This is a genomic window from Acidocella sp. C78 (assembly GCF_907164655.1).
Genome location: NZ_CAJQZK010000061.1, coordinates 121,416 through 136,510, shown reverse-complemented (window position 1 = coordinate 136,510; position 15,095 = coordinate 121,416). Strand labels below are relative to the sequence as shown.

General features: G+C 69.1%; 14 protein-coding genes and 1 pseudogene. 6 read left to right on the top strand and 9 right to left on the bottom strand.

Going from position 1 to position 15,095, the window contains the following annotated elements; genetic code table 11:
• Window positions 1–90: 90 nt before the first annotated feature.
• From lepB to era, 3 genes are read left to right on the top strand one after another with little or no spacing between them, the layout of a single operon-like run.
• Window positions 91–849 (top strand): signal peptidase I, encoded by a 759-nt coding sequence (lepB, locus tag ACIDOCELLA78_RS84085; RefSeq protein WP_201727901.1) that lies wholly within the window; start codon window positions 91–93, stop codon window positions 847–849.
• Window positions 846–1,511, top strand: coding sequence for a ribonuclease III (gene rnc / locus ACIDOCELLA78_RS84080; protein ID WP_201727900.1), 666 nt, complete (start codon window positions 846–848; stop codon window positions 1,509–1,511). Before lepB ends, rnc begins: the two co-directional genes overlap by 4 nt.
• Window positions 1,508–2,395 (top strand): GTPase Era, encoded by an 888-nt coding sequence (gene era, locus ACIDOCELLA78_RS84075; RefSeq protein ID WP_201727899.1) that lies wholly within the window; start codon window positions 1,508–1,510, stop codon window positions 2,393–2,395. Before rnc ends, era begins: the two co-directional genes overlap by 4 nt.
• A 52-nt stretch (window positions 2,396–2,447) precedes the next feature.
• On the opposite strand, the gene ACIDOCELLA78_RS84070 is transcribed toward era, so the two are convergent.
• From ACIDOCELLA78_RS84070 to ACIDOCELLA78_RS84040, 7 genes and pseudogenes are all read right to left on the bottom strand, one after another.
• A complete protein-coding gene (locus tag ACIDOCELLA78_RS84070) occupies window positions 2,448–3,236 on the bottom strand; it encodes an acyl-CoA dehydrogenase family protein (protein ID WP_249675119.1) in 789 nt (262 codons plus the stop codon).
• Window positions 3,233–3,565 carry an acyl-CoA dehydrogenase family protein gene (locus ACIDOCELLA78_RS84065; protein ID WP_249675108.1) on the bottom strand — a complete coding sequence of 111 codons (333 nt, stop codon included), beginning with the start codon at window positions 3,563–3,565 and terminating at the stop codon, window positions 3,233–3,235. Before ACIDOCELLA78_RS84065 ends, ACIDOCELLA78_RS84070 begins: the two co-directional genes overlap by 4 nt.
• A gap of 10 nt (window positions 3,566–3,575) precedes the next feature.
• Window positions 3,576–4,786 (bottom strand): annotated as a pseudogene (pimC, locus tag ACIDOCELLA78_RS84060) (pimeloyl-CoA dehydrogenase large subunit).
• Between the two features lie 102 nt (window positions 4,787–4,888).
• On the bottom strand, window positions 4,889–5,314 hold the full coding sequence (locus tag ACIDOCELLA78_RS84055; RefSeq protein ID WP_374223227.1) for an AMP-binding enzyme: 426 nt from the start codon (window positions 5,312–5,314) through the stop codon (window positions 4,889–4,891).
• Complete coding sequence (locus tag ACIDOCELLA78_RS84050) at window positions 5,296–6,591, bottom strand: AMP-binding protein (protein WP_374223226.1); 1,296 nt, start codon at window positions 6,589–6,591, stop codon at window positions 5,296–5,298. The genes ACIDOCELLA78_RS84055 and ACIDOCELLA78_RS84050 overlap by 19 nt, the downstream gene beginning before the upstream one ends.
• Window positions 6,588–8,684: a 3-hydroxyacyl-CoA dehydrogenase NAD-binding domain-containing protein gene (locus ACIDOCELLA78_RS84045; RefSeq protein WP_201727898.1), complete on the bottom strand. Its 2,097-nt coding sequence runs from the start codon at window positions 8,682–8,684 to the stop codon at window positions 6,588–6,590. Before ACIDOCELLA78_RS84045 ends, ACIDOCELLA78_RS84050 begins: the two co-directional genes overlap by 4 nt.
• Before the next feature lie 99 nt (window positions 8,685–8,783).
• Window positions 8,784–9,536 (bottom strand): ABC transporter substrate-binding protein, encoded by a 753-nt coding sequence (locus ACIDOCELLA78_RS84040; protein ID WP_249675137.1) that lies wholly within the window; start codon window positions 9,534–9,536, stop codon window positions 8,784–8,786.
• Between ACIDOCELLA78_RS84040 and ACIDOCELLA78_RS84035 the strand changes: the two genes are divergently transcribed.
• Window positions 9,501–9,689: a hypothetical protein gene (locus ACIDOCELLA78_RS84035; protein ID WP_249675142.1), complete on the top strand. Its 189-nt coding sequence runs from the start codon at window positions 9,501–9,503 to the stop codon at window positions 9,687–9,689. The two genes, ACIDOCELLA78_RS84040 and ACIDOCELLA78_RS84035, sit on opposite strands and share 36 nt — an antisense overlap.
• A 92-nt stretch (window positions 9,690–9,781) precedes the next feature.
• Here the strand turns inward: ACIDOCELLA78_RS84035 and ACIDOCELLA78_RS84030 are convergent, their stop codons facing one another.
• Window positions 9,782–11,155, bottom strand: a complete 1,374-nt coding sequence (locus ACIDOCELLA78_RS84030) for a tetratricopeptide repeat protein (protein ID WP_201727897.1) — start codon at window positions 11,153–11,155, stop codon at window positions 9,782–9,784.
• Window positions 11,152–13,026 (bottom strand): sulfotransferase, encoded by a 1,875-nt coding sequence (locus ACIDOCELLA78_RS84025; RefSeq protein WP_201727896.1) that lies wholly within the window; start codon window positions 13,024–13,026, stop codon window positions 11,152–11,154. Before ACIDOCELLA78_RS84025 ends, ACIDOCELLA78_RS84030 begins: the two co-directional genes overlap by 4 nt.
• A 120-nt stretch (window positions 13,027–13,146) precedes the next feature.
• Here ACIDOCELLA78_RS84025 and mbfA point away from each other — a divergent pair, with 120 nt between their 5' ends.
• Both mbfA and ACIDOCELLA78_RS84015 read left to right on the top strand, forming a co-directional pair.
• Window positions 13,147–14,103, top strand: coding sequence for an iron exporter MbfA (mbfA, locus tag ACIDOCELLA78_RS84020; protein WP_201727895.1), 957 nt, complete (start codon window positions 13,147–13,149; stop codon window positions 14,101–14,103).
• Window positions 14,104–14,134: 31 nt separating this feature from the next.
• Window positions 14,135–15,091 (top strand): nitronate monooxygenase family protein, encoded by a 957-nt coding sequence (locus ACIDOCELLA78_RS84015; RefSeq protein WP_201727894.1) that lies wholly within the window; start codon window positions 14,135–14,137, stop codon window positions 15,089–15,091.
• The last annotated feature ends 4 nt before the right edge of the window (window positions 15,092–15,095 follow it).

Sequence of the window (15,095 nt, the reverse complement as noted above, 5' to 3'; positions counted from 1 at the left end):
CGGAGCGTTCACGCCGCTGTCAGGACCGGTTCCTTGACTTCCCGCCCCCCGCACGGTTGAAGCGGGCGGAACATTTCAGAACGGTTGGACATGGCGCAGACGAAGGATACGGTCGCAGGCTCGATCAGGGAGTGGGTTGTCACGCTCGTCTATGTCGTCGTGATCGCGGTGTTCATCCGCTCCTTCCTGTTCGAGCCGTTCTTCATCCCCTCCGGCAGCCTGACGCCGACGCTGCTGCCGGGCGATTTCGTGCTGGTGACCAAGTGGAACTACGGCTATTCGCGCTGGTCGTTCCCCTTCGGCGAGCCGGATTTCAAGGGGCGGATCTTCGGCTCGCTGCCGAAACAGGGGCAGATCGCGGTGTTCGCCCTGCCGCGCGATCCGGCGATCGACTACATCAAGCGGGTGATCGGCGAGCCTGGCGACACCGTGCAGGTGACCGACGGGCAGCTCTATATCAATGGTCACGAGGTGCCCCGCACGCCGGCTGGCACCTATATCGAGACCCCGCTCGACTCCGGCGAGGGCGTGCCTGTCAGCGTGCGGCTCTATCGCGAGCACCTGCCGGATGGCGTCACCCACCTGATCGCCAAGGAGACCAGCCAGGGCTTCGCCAACAACACGCCGGTCTATCACGTGCCGGCCGATCATCTGTTCATGATGGGCGACAACCGCGATTTCTCCGAGGATTCGCGCTATCTCGATGCCGTCGGCTACGTGCCGCTGGCGAATTTCGTCGGCCGGGCGCGGATCATCTGGTTTTCCATCCGGCTCGACCATCCGTGGTGGGAGTTCTGGTACTGGCCGGTCGACATCCGCTGGGACCGGCTGTTCACGGTCATCCATTGAGCGAGGCGGCGGAAGCGCTGCTCGGGCATCGCTTCGCGCGACCTGACCTGCTCGCCCAGGCCCTGACCCATCGCTCCGCGGTCGGGCAGGGCGGTCTCGCCTCGAACGAACGGCTCGAATTCATCGGCGATCGTGTGCTGGGCCTGCTGATCGCGGAATGGCTGATCGAGCGGTTTCCGCATGAGCGCGAGGGCGGGCTGGGGCCGCGGCTGGCGCATCTCGTCTCCCGCCAGTCGCTGGCGGAGATCGCCGAGACCGGCGGGGTCGCCGGGCTGCTCTCGGTTTCGCCGGGGGAAAGCCGGCGCGGGGTGCGCAACCGCGCGACCGTGCTGGCCGATGCGCTGGAGGCGCTGATCGGTGCGCTTTATCTCGATGGCGGGCTGGGGCCGGCGCGCCTGTTCATCCGCCGCATCTTCGCACCCCGGATCGATGGCCAGCCGAGCGCGCCACCCAAGGACCCCAAGACCGCGCTGCAGGAATATGCGCTCGCGCGCGGGCCGGTTCTGCCCTCCTATGAGCTGGTGGAGCGGACCGGCCCCTCGCACGCGCCGCGCTTTCGCATCCGCGTGACGGTCGCCGGCCGCTCGGCCGAGGGGCTCGCCGGAACCAAGCGCGAGGCGGAGCAGAACGCCGCGCGCGACCTGCTGGAGCAACTGCAATGACAACCCGCTGCGGCTACGTCGCCCTTCTCGGACGGCCGAATGCCGGCAAGTCCACCCTGCTCAATCAGGCGGTCGGCGCCAAGGTGTCGATCGTCACACCCAAGGCGCAGACCACGCGGTTCCGCATTTCGGGCATCGTCATGCGCGGCGGCGACCAGATCGTGCTGGTCGACACGCCGGGTATTTTCGCGCCGAAGCGGCGGCTCGACCGCGCGATGGTGGCGGCGGCGTGGGAGGGCGTCGCCGGCGCCGATCTCGCCTGCCTGATCGTCGATGCCGCGAAGGCGGACCCGGACGATCTGGCCGAGCCGATCGAGGCGCTGGCCGCGACCGGGCGGCCGCGCTGGCTGATTCTCAACAAGATCGACCTGCTGCCGCGCGAGACGCTGCTGCCGCTGGCCGAAACCCTGGCGCGGCAGGGCGGCTTCGCCGAGGTGTTCATGATCAGCGCGCTGAAGCGCGACGGCGTCGATCGCCTGCTCGACGCGCTGGCCGCGGCGATGCCGGAAGGCCCGCATCTCTACCCCGAGGACGAGCTGACCGACCAGACCGAGCGGATGCTCGCCGCCGAGCTGGTGCGCGAGCAGATCTTCCTCCAGCTGCGCGATGAGGTGCCCTATGGCGCCTCGGTCGAGACCGAGAGTTTCAGCGAACGCAAAGACGGTTCGGTGCGGATCGACGTGACGATCTATGTCGCGCGCGCCGGCCACAAGAAGATCGTGCTCGGCGATGGCGGGGCGCGCATCAAGGCGATCGGTTCGCGGGCGCGGCGGGATCTCGAACGCCAGCTCGAGCGGCGGGTGCACCTGTTCCTCAACGTCAAGGAACGTCCGGGCTGGGACGAGGAGGCCGCGCGGCTGCGTGCTCTCGGCCTCGACGGCTGAACCGACGCCGGATCGGCCCAGCGCCGGTTTAGCCCAGCGCTGGTTAGGCTTGTCAGGCCGCGAGGCGGCGACGATGGTGATCGGCGTTGCCGAACATCGCGTCGATCATGGTCAGCCGCTTGAAGTAGTGGCCGGCCTTGTATTCCATCGTCATCGCGATGCCGCCATGCAGCTGGATCGCCTGCTGGCCGACGAAGTGCAACGCCTTGCCCACCCCGGCCTTGGCCAGCGCCATCGCCTTGCCGCGCGCCGCTTCATCGTCATCCGCAGCCGAAAGCGCGGCGAAGATGGCGAGGCTGCGCGCCTGTTCCAGCGCCACATACATGTCCACCGCGCGGTGCTGCAGCGCCTGGAACACCGAAATCGCCACCCCGAACTGCTTGCGCTGCTTCATGTAGTCGACAGTCAGCGCGACGAGCGCCTCCATCGCGCCAACGGCCTCGGCGCAGAGGGCGGCGATCGTCTCGTCGCGCGCGCGTTCCAGCACCGCGAGATCGCCGATCTGCTGCGCCGCCGGAACCCGCACGCTGGCGAGCGAGATTTCCGCGCCGCGCAGCAGGTCCTGCATCGGATAGCCGCGGCGGGAGACGCCTTCGGCCTTCGCATCCACCAGGAACAGGCCGATCCCGTCGCGGTCGCGCCGGCTGCCGGAGAGGCGGGCGCTGACGATCAGCCAGTCCGCCGTGTCGCCGCCGAGGACCACCGACTTCTCGCCTTCGAGGATGAAGTGATCGCCGTCGCGCTTCGCGGTGGTGGTCACGTCTTCGAGGTCGTGGCGCGAACTGCGCTCGGTATGGGCGACGGCGACGATCGTCTCGCCGGCCGCGAGTTTCGGAATCACGTCGTCCTTGACCGCAGCGCCGGCGCCGTGGCGCAGTGCTGCGCCGGCGAAGACGACCGCGGCGAGATAGGGTTCGATGGCCAGCGCCTTGCGATCTCCTCCATGACGATCATGGTCTCGACCGGCCCGCCGCCGAAGCCGCCCTGCGCCTCGTCGAAGGGCAGGGCAAGCAGCCCGGCCTCGGCATATTCGGCCCAGACCGCGCGGTCGAACCCCTCGGCAAGTTTCGCGTAGGCCTTGCGCTTTTCGAAATCGGCGTAGCGGCTGGCAAAGAGCTTGCCGACACTGTCGCGAAGCAGGCGCTGTTCTTCGGTGAAATCGAAATCCATTGTCTTGTCCTCAGAACCCCAGGATCGCCTTGGCGATGATGTTGCGCTGGATCTCGTTCGAGCCGCCATAGATCGAGATCTTCCGCCAGTTGAAATAGGTGGGTGCCGCCTCGGCCGCGTCGTCCGGCCCGATCGGCATGGCGTTGCCATCGTCATCCGGATCGGTCGAGCCCTGGAACGGCATGGCGAGCGGGCCGACGACGTCGAGCAGAAGCTCGGTCGTCGCCTGCTGGATTTCCGAGCCCTTGATCTTGAGGATCGAGGATTTCGGGTCCGGCCGGCCATGCTTGCCCGATTTGCGCGCCTCGGCGAGCACGCGGAGCTGGGTGATTTCCAGCGCCTTGAGATCGATCTCGACATCCGCGAGCTTCTCGCGGAACCAGGGCGCGTCGATCAGTTTCGCATCCCCGGCGCGCTCGATCGCGGCGAGTTCGCGAATGCGCCGCAGGCGCTGCTTCGAGGCGCCGACGCGGGCGATGCCGGTCCGCTCGTTGCCGAGCAGGAACTTCGCATAGTCCCAGCCCTTGTTTTCCTCGCCCACGAGGTTTTCCGCCGGCACCTTCACCTCGTCGAACCAGACCTCGTTGACCTCGTGCCCGCCATCGATCAGCTGGATCGGGCGGACGGTGATGCCCGGCGTCTTCATGTCGACAAGGATGAAGGAAATGCCTTGCTGTTTCTTCTCCGCCCCCGGATTGGTGCGGGCGAGGACGAAGATCCAGTCGGCGTATTGCGCAAGGGTCGTCCAGGTCTTCTGGCCGTTGATGATGTAGTGATCGCCCTCGCGGCGGGCCGTGGTCTTGAGACCGGCGAGGTCGGACCCAGCACCCGGCTCGGAGAAGCCCTGGCACCACCAGATGTCGAGATTGGCAGTTGCGGGCAGGAACTTCCGCTTCTGCTCCTCATTGCCGAAGGTCGCGATCACCGGGCCGACCATGGACACGTTGAAGGGCAGCGGGCTCGGTGCGGGGGCCGACTGCAACTCGTCGAGCAGGATGAACTCCTGCACCGGGCTCCAGTCCTGCCCGCCCCAGGCGCGCGGCCAGTGCGGCACCGCCCAGCCTTTCGCGTTCAGCTTGCGCTGCCAGTCGATGATGTCCTGCTTGCCGATCTCGCGTCCCTCGATCAGGCGCTTGCGCACATCCCGGGCAGGTTGTCGCGGATGAAGGCGCGCACCTCGTCGCGGAACGCGATTTCCTCGGGCGAAAAGCTGAGTTCCATGGCGCTCTCCTCAGTTGTTCCTGATACGGCCGGCAGCCGGGTTGCGGTTGCCGGTGCTGGTCTCTGCCCGCCCGCGCGGGGCGGCGGCGATGGGGGCCGGCCTCATGGCGCCGCGCCGCCGGAAACCCGGGCGGCCGCGTGCCGCGCGCGCTCCTCCGCCGCGAGTTCCTTGCGCGAGAACTTGCCGACCGATGTTTTCGGCAGGGTCTCGCGGAATTCGAGGGCGGCGGGCAATTCGTGCTTGCCGAGCTTGTCGGCGAGGAAGTCGCGCAGCGACTCGATCGTGAATTCCGCAGCGCCTGGTTTCAGCGTTATGAAGGCCTTGGCCGACTGGCCGCGATAGTCGTCCGGCACGCCGACGACGATGACCTCGGCGACGTCGGGGTGTTCGTAGATCGCGCTCTCGATCACGGTCGGGTAGACGTTGAAGCCGCCCGAGAGGATCATGTCCTTCTTGCGGTCGACAAGGAAGAGCATGCCGTCCTCGTCGATATAGCCGACATCGCCGGTCAGGAAATGGCCGTCCACGAAACTTCGTGTGGTTTCCTCGGGGTTCTGCCAGTAGCCGATGAAGGTGTTGGGCGACTTGATGCGGATTTCGCCGGTTTCGCCATAGGGCAGCACGCGGGAAGGATCGTCGAGGGCGACGACGTCGAGCTTGATGCCGGGCAGGGCATGCCGGCGGAGCCGAACTTGAACAGCCCGTCGAGCAGGTTGCCGGTGCCGGCGGAGGCGGTTTCGGTCATGCCCCAGCCGCCGCCGAGGCGCATGCCCGTCAGCCGCTCGAAGCGCTGCCCGATCTCCACCGGCAGCGGCGCGCCGCCCGAGCCGACCAGGCGGAGCGACGACAGGTCCCGCCGGTCGAGATCCGGCACGTTGGCGAGCGCGATCCACATCGTCGGCACGCCCGGAAAATAGCTCGCCTTCTTGACCTCGATGTCGCGCAGCGTGGTCTCGGCGTCGAATTTCAGCCGCAGCAGCAGCGTCGATCCGCGCGAGAGCTGCAACAGGCAGAGCACCACCAGCGCGTAGATATGGAACAGCGGCAGCACGCAGATCGCGCGGAATTGCTGCCCCGGCGGGAAGCGGTTCTGGCCATCGAAGAAGGTGGCATAGATCGCGACCGCCGCCCGCAGCGTCGCGTGCGTGTGCATCGCCCCCTTGGGCAGGCCGGTGGTGCCGCCGGTATATTGCAGCAGCGCGAGATCGTCCGGCGCGATGGATGGCGGCGCGAAGCGGAAGTCGCGCCCGCGCACGCGCAACGCATCGAGCGTCATCACCCGGGCATCGCCGGTCGGGATCGGCGGATGCGCCATGCCGGGAATTTCGCCGAACGCCGCGTCATCGGCGACGACGACGCGTTCGACATGGCCGGCATCGAGCAGTTTCAGCGCCATGCCGAGCATCGCGCCGAGATTGGTCGTCACCAGCGTGCGCGCGCCGGAATCGTGCAGCTTGTGGGCAAGTTCGCGCTCGGCATCCAGCGGCGAGAGATGCGCGACCACGAGCCCCGCCGTCAGCGCGCCATAGAAGCAGAACGGGTGCGCCGGCACGTTCGGCAGATAGAGCGCGATGCGCTCGCCCTTCGTGTGGCCGAGCGAGGCGAGCCCGGCGGCCACCTCGCCGATGGCGGCGCCGAGTTCGGCGAAGCCGGTTTCACGATCGCGGTATTCCAGCGCGGGCCGGGCGGCGTTTTCGGCGATGCTGCGCGCGATCATGGCCGGGATCGTCTCGGCCGGGATGTCGATATCCCAGCCGAGACCGGGCGGATAATTCCGCTCCCAGGGGAACGGCCGGGCGCTCATGACGCAGCTTTCGCGTCCTGGGCGAAATCCGCGAAGCCCTGGCCTGCCGCCGCGAGGCGGCGCAGCAGGGCGCAGGGGGCGAGCGTCTCGTCGCCTACCGCCTGGGCGTAGTGCTCAAGCCGGGCGGCGATGTCCTTCAGCCCGACGAGGTCGGCATGGAAGCACGGCCCGCCGCGCCAGACCGGCCAGCCATACCCATAGACCCAGACGACATCCACATCGGACGGGCGGATGGCGATGCCTTCCTCGAGGATGCGGGCCGCCTCGTTGATCATCGGGTAGGTCATGCGTTCGAGAATTTCCTGGTCGGAAATCGCGCGCCGGGTGATGCCGAGCGCTGTCGCCTTGTCCTTGATCAGCGCCTCGACCTCGGGGTCGGGCGTCGGCACGCGACTGCCGTTTTCGTAGATGTAGTAGCCGCGGCCGGTCTTCTGGCCGAAGCGGCCCATCTCGCACAGCGCGTCCGACACCGGTGCTGTGGCGCCGCGATGCTTGCGGATCCGCCAGCCGACATCGAGCCCGGCCAGATCGCCCATGGCGAACGGGCCCATCGGGAAGCCGAACGCCTTGACCACGGCATCGACCTGCTGCGGCAGCGCACCTTCCAGCATCAGCCGCTCGCACTCGATGGTGCGGCGCGCCAGCATGCGGTTGCCGACGAAGCCATCGCAATTGCCGACGACGACCGGCACCTTGCCCAGCGTCTTGCCCACCGCGATGGCGGTGGCGATCGACTGCGCCGAACTGTCCTTGCCGCGCACGATCTCCAGCAGCTTCATCACATTGGCCGGCGAGAAGAAATGCATGCCGAGAACGTCGCCCGGCCGCTTCGTTGCGGCGGCGATGGCGTCGACATCCAGCGTCGAGGTGTTGGTCGCGAGCAGTGCGCCTTGCCGGGCGATGCCATCGAGCCGGGCGAAGACCTCCTTCTTGAGCCCGAGTTCCTCGAACACCGCCTCGATCACGATATCGGCCTCGGCGATCACGCCCCAGCCGGTGCTGCCGGAGAACAGGGCCATGCGTTTCTCGGTGGTGCCCGCCGGCAGCGCGCCGCGCTGGACCGAGACGTCGTAGGTGCTGCGCACGCGGTCGAGCCCGCGGGACAGTGCCGCCTCGTCGGTCTCGACGATGGTGACCGGGATGCCCGCATTGGCGAAATTCATCGCGATGCCGCCGCCCATCGTGCCGCCGCCGATGACGACGGCGCGGCCGATTTTTGCACCCTTCACCTCGGGGCCGATGCCGGGAATCTTCTGCGCCTCGCGCTCGGCGAAGAAGACATGCCGCTGGGCGCGCGACTGGTCGCCGACGACGAGGCGCATGAACGCCTGCTGCTCGGCCTTCGCACCTTCGTCGAAGGGCAGGGTGAAGGAATTGCGAACGGCCTCGACGCAGGCCGCCGGCGCCTCGACACCCTTGAGCCGCTTCGTCGCCTCGGCGGCGGCGGCCTCGAAGGCGGACGGGTCGGCCTTGGCGGCGGCAATCCTGTCGCTCCGGTCGCGCACGCGGATCAGCCGGGTCGGGTCGATCGTATGGGCGAAGTCGATCGCGCCCTGCACCGGCTCGGCGACGATCGCATCGATCAGCCCATCGGCCAGCGCGGCCTTGGCGCCGATCATTTTCCCGGAGACGATGGCTGCCACCGCCTTTTCCGGCCCGATCAGCCGCGGCAGGCGCTGCGTGCCGCCAGCCCCTGGCAGCAGGCCGAGCTTGACTTCAGGCAGGCCCATCCGCGCGGACTCGACGGCGACGCGATAATGGCAGCCGAGTGCCAGTTCCAGTCCGCCGCCGAGCGTGGTGCCGAACAGGGCGGCGATGACCGGCTTGCGGCAATTGTCGAACCGCTCGATCACCTCGTGCAGGCCCGGCGCGCGCGGCGGCTTGCCGAATTCGGTGATGTCGGCGCCGGCGGAGAAGGTGCGCCCCTTGCAGGCGAGCACGATGACCCGGACCGACGCATCCGCCTCCGCTGCCGCGAGCTGCTCGACCAGCCCGGCCCGCACGGCATGACCGAGCGCGTTAACCGGGGGATTGTCGATCGAGATGACGGCGACGCCGTTGGCGATTTCGAGCCCGACTTTCTGCTCGCTCATGTGTCCTCCGCTTGTATGGCCGAACCCGGCACCATTGGTTAAGCGTTTATCGCTTGCGGTCGGGACCGATGCAAGACCCCCGGGCGCGGTCGCGCCGGCTCAGAGCCCGGAGCCGACCATCTCGCGCGCGAACCAGGCGATCGCCGGCAGCGGGTTGGCGGCGATGGCGTGCGGATCGCGCGGGGCGAGGCCGGCGAGGTTGGGCAGGCCCGGCGGCGGCGACACCGCCGCGTTCACCGGCCAGAATGACGAGTCCATGTCGTCGGCCGCGAGCGCCGCGCGCTGGCCGGCGGGCGAGCAGGCAAAGGCGATGAACGCCATGGCCGCCTGGCGCAGGGCCTGATCGAGATGCTGCGGCATCGCGATCAGGCTCGGCATCAGCACGGCGGGGGCGGGAATGACGGCGTCGAGCGAGGGATCGACGCGTGAGGCGATGTGAAAGGCGACGGCCGAGCGGACAAGGGCGAGCTGGATGGCGCCGCTGCGCAGGGCCGCGACGGTGTCGGCGGTGGACGCGTAGATATGCAACCCGGCGCCCCGGAGTGCCGTGACGAAGCCGCGCCCCGCCGGCCAGCCCTCGGCGGCGAGCAGGCTGGCGAGGCCGCCCCAGGCGGCATCGTCCATGCCCGGATCGGCCATGCCGGTGAGGCCGCGGCGGGAGGGGGCGAGCAGGCCCCGCCAGTGCGCCGGGGCGGTGAAGGGGGCCGATTTCGGCATCAGCAGCACGCCGCCGAGTTCGAGCCCGGTCGGGATCGCGCTGCCATCCGGCGGGATGAGGGCGGCGGCGCGCGGCGACAGCCCGGCCGGCACGGGCAGATGCCGCGCCAGCAGCCCCCGCGCATCGAGGGCGATGGCGGTCGGCGTGCCGGTGAACCAGGCGAGCGCCCAGCGCGGGCGGGCGCCCTCGCGCGCGATCCGGTCGGCAAGACCCGTGGCGGCGGGCGGCGGATGCGCACGGCGATGCCGGTTTTCGCGGTGAAGGCGCGGGCGACGGCGGGCGCATAATCGAGTCGCGAATACAGGGTGAGGGATCTGGCCCGTGCGGCGAAGGGCACGCCGAGCAGGCAGGCGAGGACAAGCGGAACGAGACGGCGCATCTAGATACTCCCGGCAACCCGCTCGATCACGCCCGACCAGTCGGCCGCGCGTTCCTGGCGGAAAAGGCGCAATGACGGGTACCAAGGTGTGTCCTCGCGGTCCAGCAGCCAGCGCCAGTCGGGCGTGTAGGGCAGGATGACGGAGGTGGCCACGCCGGCCGCGCCCGCCAGATGGGCGACCGAGGTGTCGATCGTCACCAGCCGGTCGAGGCAGTGCAGGATCGCCAGGGTATCGGTGAAATCGAAGATCGACGGGCCGAGATTGACCAGCGGCGCGCGGCCGAAATAGTTGCCGACCTCGTCGATCCGGTCGCCTTTCTGCACGGTGACGATGGCGATGTCGGGCCGGGCGAAGAGCGGCGCGAAGCGCCCGAGCCGCACCGTGCGCTTGTGGTCGTTCAAGTGGGCAGGGCGGCCGGCCCAGACCAGGCCGACGCGCTTCAGCCCCGGCGGCACCAGCGTGGCGAGGCGCCGGCGCCAGGCCTCGACCATGCGCGGGTCGGCCCGCAGATAGGGGATTTGAGCCGGAATCGTCGCGATCGTCGTGCCGGCGAGGCGCGGCAGGCCGGAGAGCGGTATATAGGCGTCGTACTCGCCGGCGGCGGCCCAGCTGTCCGCGAACCGGCCGATCTCGGGGAGTTGCCGCAGCAGCGGCTTCAGGGAGCTTTCGCAGGCGAGGACGGGGTTTGGCGCGCGGGCGGCGGCCCAGGGGATGTAGCGGCCGAACTGGATGCAGTCGCCGAACCCCTGGTCGGCCACCAGCAGCAGCCGCCCCTCGGGCAACGGGCTGCCATCCCATTGCGGCTTGTCGGTTTTCGGCAGCATGCCCTCGGCCTGCTTCAGCTTGAAACGCCACTCGTAGCTCTCCCAGCCTTCCGCCAGCCGCCCGCCGAGCAGCAGCAGCTCGGCGCGGGCGAAATGCGCCTCGGCGAAGTCGGGCGCGAGTGCGATGGCGCGGTCGACGGCTTCGATTCCGGCATCAAGCTCGTGGCGCTCAAGGTGGATGAGCGCGAGGTTATGATGCGCGTCGCGATTGTCCGGCGCCAGGGCGGCGGCGCGCAACGCGGTCGCCAGCGCGTCGTCGAGCCTGCCGGCTCTGCGATAGATGTAGCTGGCGTTGCGCGGATAGAGCGCGACGTCCGGCGCGAGGGCGAGCGAGGCCTCGATCAGTTCGATGGCCCGCGGAATGTCGCCGCGCCGATGCGCCAGCATGCCGGCGAGGTGCAGCATGTGCGGGTGCCGCGGCAAGGCGGCGGCGGCGCGCGCGGCCAGCGCCTCGGCATCGTGAAGCCGTCCCTCGCGCTCGAGCGCGGTGATTTCCGCGATCAACTCGCCGACCGTGGTATTTGTTGTCCGTGGCGTGGCGGCGTTCATGCGGGTCGTGTCTCCGGTGCGGCATAGCCGAGACGTTCGATCCAGGGGGCCAGAACGGGCATCGCCTCGCCGAAGACGTCGCCGAAAAGCCGATGCCGGAACACCGCCCGCCGATGCAGCGGCTCCAGCTCGGCCCGATAGGCGGGAACGCGCGGGACGGCGCGGGGCGGCGCCGCGACCATCGCCGCGGGATCGCCGGCATGGCCGATGAAGGCGAGCACGCGGCCGACCGTCGCTTCCGTGTCGCCGACCAGATCCTCGTAGCGCACGGCGAGGTATCGCATGGTCACTTGCCCGCGGACCTGCGCGATCGCGCTCATCTGCGCATCGTAAAGCCGGGCGAGGCTGGCCAGCGTGACGCCGGCATCGCCTTCGTACAGCCTGTCCTGCGCGAAGCCGGACAGCACGACGTCGAGCGGGTGGCGCAGCACATGGATCACCGGCGCATCGGCGAACACTGTGGTGACAAGGCCGAGCAGCCAGGGCAGGTCGGGGTGGCGGTCGGTGACGAAGCGCGCCTGCGGCCCGGCGATGCCGTTGGCGCGCAGCAGGGACGCGTAGCGCATGGCGAGAACACCGGGAATGTCCCGCGCCTCGCCGGCGGCGATGGCGTGGAGCGCGGCCGGAAAGCTGGCCTCGGGGCCGCCGAAGCTGGCGACCAGCGAGGCCAGCAGGCGGGCGAGGGCGGGCAGCGGCGCGCGGCTGTCGCCGGGATCGATGTCCGGGGCCTGGGCGAGCAGATGTTCGAGCAGCGACGAGCCCGAGCGCGGCGTGCCGAGCAGGAAGACCGGCTTCGGCGTGTTCGCCGGCGTTTCCGCCCGCGGCAGCCCCAACAGCCGGTTGGCCTGGAAGGTGCTCTGGATGGCCGCGAGCCTCGCCTCGATCGGTGCGGGGTCGAAGCGACGCCTGGCATGGTCACGTTGAAAGGCGCGGCCGGCCTGATAGGCGGCCCAGGCGTCTTCGTACCGACCGAGGCGCTCGAGGGCGCGGCCCCGCAGGGCCAGCTCCGTCGTCATCAGGGGCTGTGGCGCGATCCGGGCCTCGGTGGCGGCGATCCGCTCCAGCACCGCCCCGGCCTCGCCCGCGCGCAGCCTGACGAGGTCGAGCAGAACCGCGAGGCTGCGATTGTCGGGGTCGGCCGCCGCGGCCTCGGCGGCCAGCGCCGCGGCGGCATCGTGCCGGCCGCGCCCCGCCTCGACCTGCGCGAGCTCGCCAATGCGGTGCGGCGTGCGGCCGGCGCCTTGCAGGACCCGCGCATAGATCAGCGTCGCCTCGTCCAGCCGCCCCTGCTGGCGCAGGTTCCAGGCGAGATTGCCCAGCAGGACCGGGTCCGTGGTTTCCGACAACGCCTCGGCGATACGGTAATGCCGTTCGCCATAGGCGGCCCGGCCGGTTGCGGTCTGGATCAGGCCCAGCAGGTGATGCCCGACCGGATCGCGCGGAGCCAGCATGACGGCCCGCCGCGCCGGTGCTTCCGCCTCGGCGTGGCGGCCCGCGTTGACCAGAAGGTGCGCATGTTGGACATGGGCGGCCGGGGTTTCGGGCGGCAGGGCCGCGATCCGGGCGGCCAGCGCGATGGCGGCCGCGATCCGCCCTTCCGCGCGGCGTTTATCGTAAAGCAGCCGCAGCGCTTCGGGATGTAGCGGCGCGAGGTCGAGGATCTGGAGCACGAGCCGCTCCGCCTCGAGATGACGCCCGGCATCCGCGGCGGCGCGGGCCTGTTTCATGTGCGGGGCGATCAGCGCGTGATGCGCGGGATCCGGCGGGCCACCCTCATCGAGGGCGCAGCAGCGCCGTGCCCGCAGGCCAGACCCGCAGTTGCAGGGGGTCGGGTCAGGGCGTGGCACAAGCGGCGACAGGCTGACATTCATGATAACATCATGCAGGCTTTGCCGTGAGGCGCAAGGCTGAAGTGACGCCGCTAATTGCAAATAAATCTCAAATAAAACAAGGTGCTTGACCTCTTGGGACGGTGCGGCCATGTCTTGCGCATGCGCAATTTTTCAGAACTGTCGGACCGCGAAATCCTGGCCCTCGCCATCGGCGCCGAGGAGGAGGACGGCCGGATCTATGCCGACATCGCCGAATCGCTTCATGCCGATTTCCCGGCCTCGGCGAAGGTGTTTTCCGAGATGGCGGCGGAAGAGAGCGATCATCGTCGTGCGCTGATCGATCTCTACCAGCGGAAATTCGGCGACCATATCCCGCTGATCCGCCGGCAGGATGTCCGCGGGTTCCTGGCCCGCAAGCCGGTCTGGCAAGTGCCGAAACCCACGATCAACGATGTCCGCAAGCTGGCCGAGAGCATGGAGGCGGAAACCCAGAATTTCTACCGCCTCGCCGCCAGCCGCACGAGCGACGCGGCGACGCGCAAGCTGCTCGGCGACCTTGCCGAGGCGGAAGCCGGTCATGAGCGCCTTGCCGATCGTCTCGCCCGCGAGAACCTGACCGAGGAAGTGCGCTCCGCCGAGGACGATACCGCCCGCCGCAATTTCGTGCTGCGCTACATCCAGCCCGGTCTCGCCGGGCTGATGGACGGCTCGGTGTCCACCCTGGCGCCGGTCTTCGCCGCCGCCTTCGCCTCCGGCAGCCCGTGGCAGGCCTTCATCGTCGGCATCGCCGCCTCGCTCGGCGCCGGCATTTCCATGGGCTTCGCCGAGGCCCTGTCCGACGATGGCAGCCTGACCGGCCGGGGTTCGCCGCTGATGCGCGGCGCGATCACCGGCGCGATGACGACGCTGGGTGGCCTCGGCCACACGCTGCCCTTCCTCATCCCGAATTTCTGGACCGCGATGGTGCTGGCCTTCGCCGTCGTCGTTGTCGAACTCGGAGCGATTTCCTGGATTCGCACCAAATACATGGACACGCCGCCGTTGCAGGCCGCCCTTCAGGTGGCGCTCGGCGGCGCTATCGTCTTTGCCGTGGGTGTTGCGATCGGCAGTAGTTGACGTTTAGGGGAACCCTCGGCACAGTCGGGGGATGAGCGCCGCACAAGATCTTCGAAACAGGCTGGCGATTCCGGTCATCGGGTCGCCGCTGTTCATCATCTCCAATCCGAAACTGGTCATTGCCCAGTGCATCGCCGGCATTGTCGGTTCGTTTCCGGCGCTGAACGCCCGGCCGGCCGCGCAACTCGACGAGTGGCTGGCAGAAATCACCGAAACGCTGGCGGCCTGGGACCGTGCGCATCCCGACCGCAAGGCGGCGCCCTTCGCGGTCAACCAGATCGTGCACCGCTCCAACGCGCGGCTTGAGCAGGATCTCGAACTCTGCGTGAAATACCGCGCGCCGCTGGTGATCACCTCGCTGGGCGCGCGGCCGGAGGTGAACCAGGCGGTGCATGGCTATGGCGGCATCGTGCTGCACGACATCATCAACAACCGCTTTGCCCGCAAGGCGATCGAGAAGGGGGCGGACGGGCTGATCGCCGTGGCTGCCGGCGCGGGCGGCCATGCCGGCACGCTCTCGCCCTTCGCGCTGGTGCAGGAGATCCGCACCTGGTTCCACGGGCCGCTCGCGCTCTCCGGCGCGATCGCGACCGGCCGTGCCGTGCTCGCCGCCGAGGCGATGGGGGCGGACTTCGCCTATATCGGCTCGGCCTTCATCGCCACCGAGGAGGCCAATGCGGGCGAGGCCTACAAGCAGGCGATCGTCGGCAGCGGCGCTGAAGATATCGTCTACACCAATCTCTTCACCGGGGTGCATGGCAACTATCTGCGCCCGAGCATCGTTGCCGCCGGGCTCGACCCGGACAACCTGCCGCAGAGCGATGCCTCGGCGATGAATTTCCACGAGGGCGCCAAGGCCAAGGCGTGGAAGGACATCTGGGGTTCGGGGCAGGGGATCGGCGCGGTCGATGCGGTGTTGCCGGCGGGCGAGCGGGTCGCGCGGCTGATCGCCGAATACCGCGCGGCGCGCGCCGCCCTGTGCGGCTGAGCGC

Excerpts from the sequence above, each read along its gene's own strand:
- lepB (WP_201727901.1), top strand. The coding sequence starts at position 91 with ATGGCGCAGACGAAGGATACGGTCGCAGGCTCGATCAGGGAGTGGGTT.
- ACIDOCELLA78_RS84015 (WP_201727894.1), top strand. The coding sequence starts at position 14,135 with ATGAGCGCCGCACAAGATCTTCGAAACAGGCTGGCGATTCCGGTCATC.
- ACIDOCELLA78_RS84030 (WP_201727897.1), bottom strand. The coding sequence starts at position 11,155 with ATGAACGCCGCCACGCCACGGACAACAAATACCACGGTCGGCGAGTTG.
- ACIDOCELLA78_RS84050 (WP_374223226.1), bottom strand. The coding sequence starts at position 6,591 with ATGAGCGCCCGGCCGTTCCCCTGGGAGCGGAATTATCCGCCCGGTCTC.
- ACIDOCELLA78_RS84035 (WP_249675142.1), top strand. The coding sequence starts at position 9,501 with ATGCCGCGCCAGCAGCCCCCGCGCATCGAGGGCGATGGCGGTCGGCGT.
- mbfA (WP_201727895.1), top strand. The coding sequence starts at position 13,147 with ATGCGCAATTTTTCAGAACTGTCGGACCGCGAAATCCTGGCCCTCGCC.
- era (WP_201727899.1), top strand. The coding sequence starts at position 1,508 with ATGACAACCCGCTGCGGCTACGTCGCCCTTCTCGGACGGCCGAATGCC.
- ACIDOCELLA78_RS84025 (WP_201727896.1), bottom strand. The coding sequence starts at position 13,026 with ATGAATGTCAGCCTGTCGCCGCTTGTGCCACGCCCTGACCCGACCCCC.
- ACIDOCELLA78_RS84065 (WP_249675108.1), bottom strand. The coding sequence starts at position 3,565 with ATGGATTTCGATTTCACCGAAGAACAGCGCCTGCTTCGCGACAGTGTC.
- ACIDOCELLA78_RS84045 (WP_201727898.1), bottom strand. The coding sequence starts at position 8,684 with ATGAGCGAGCAGAAAGTCGGGCTCGAAATCGCCAACGGCGTCGCCGTC.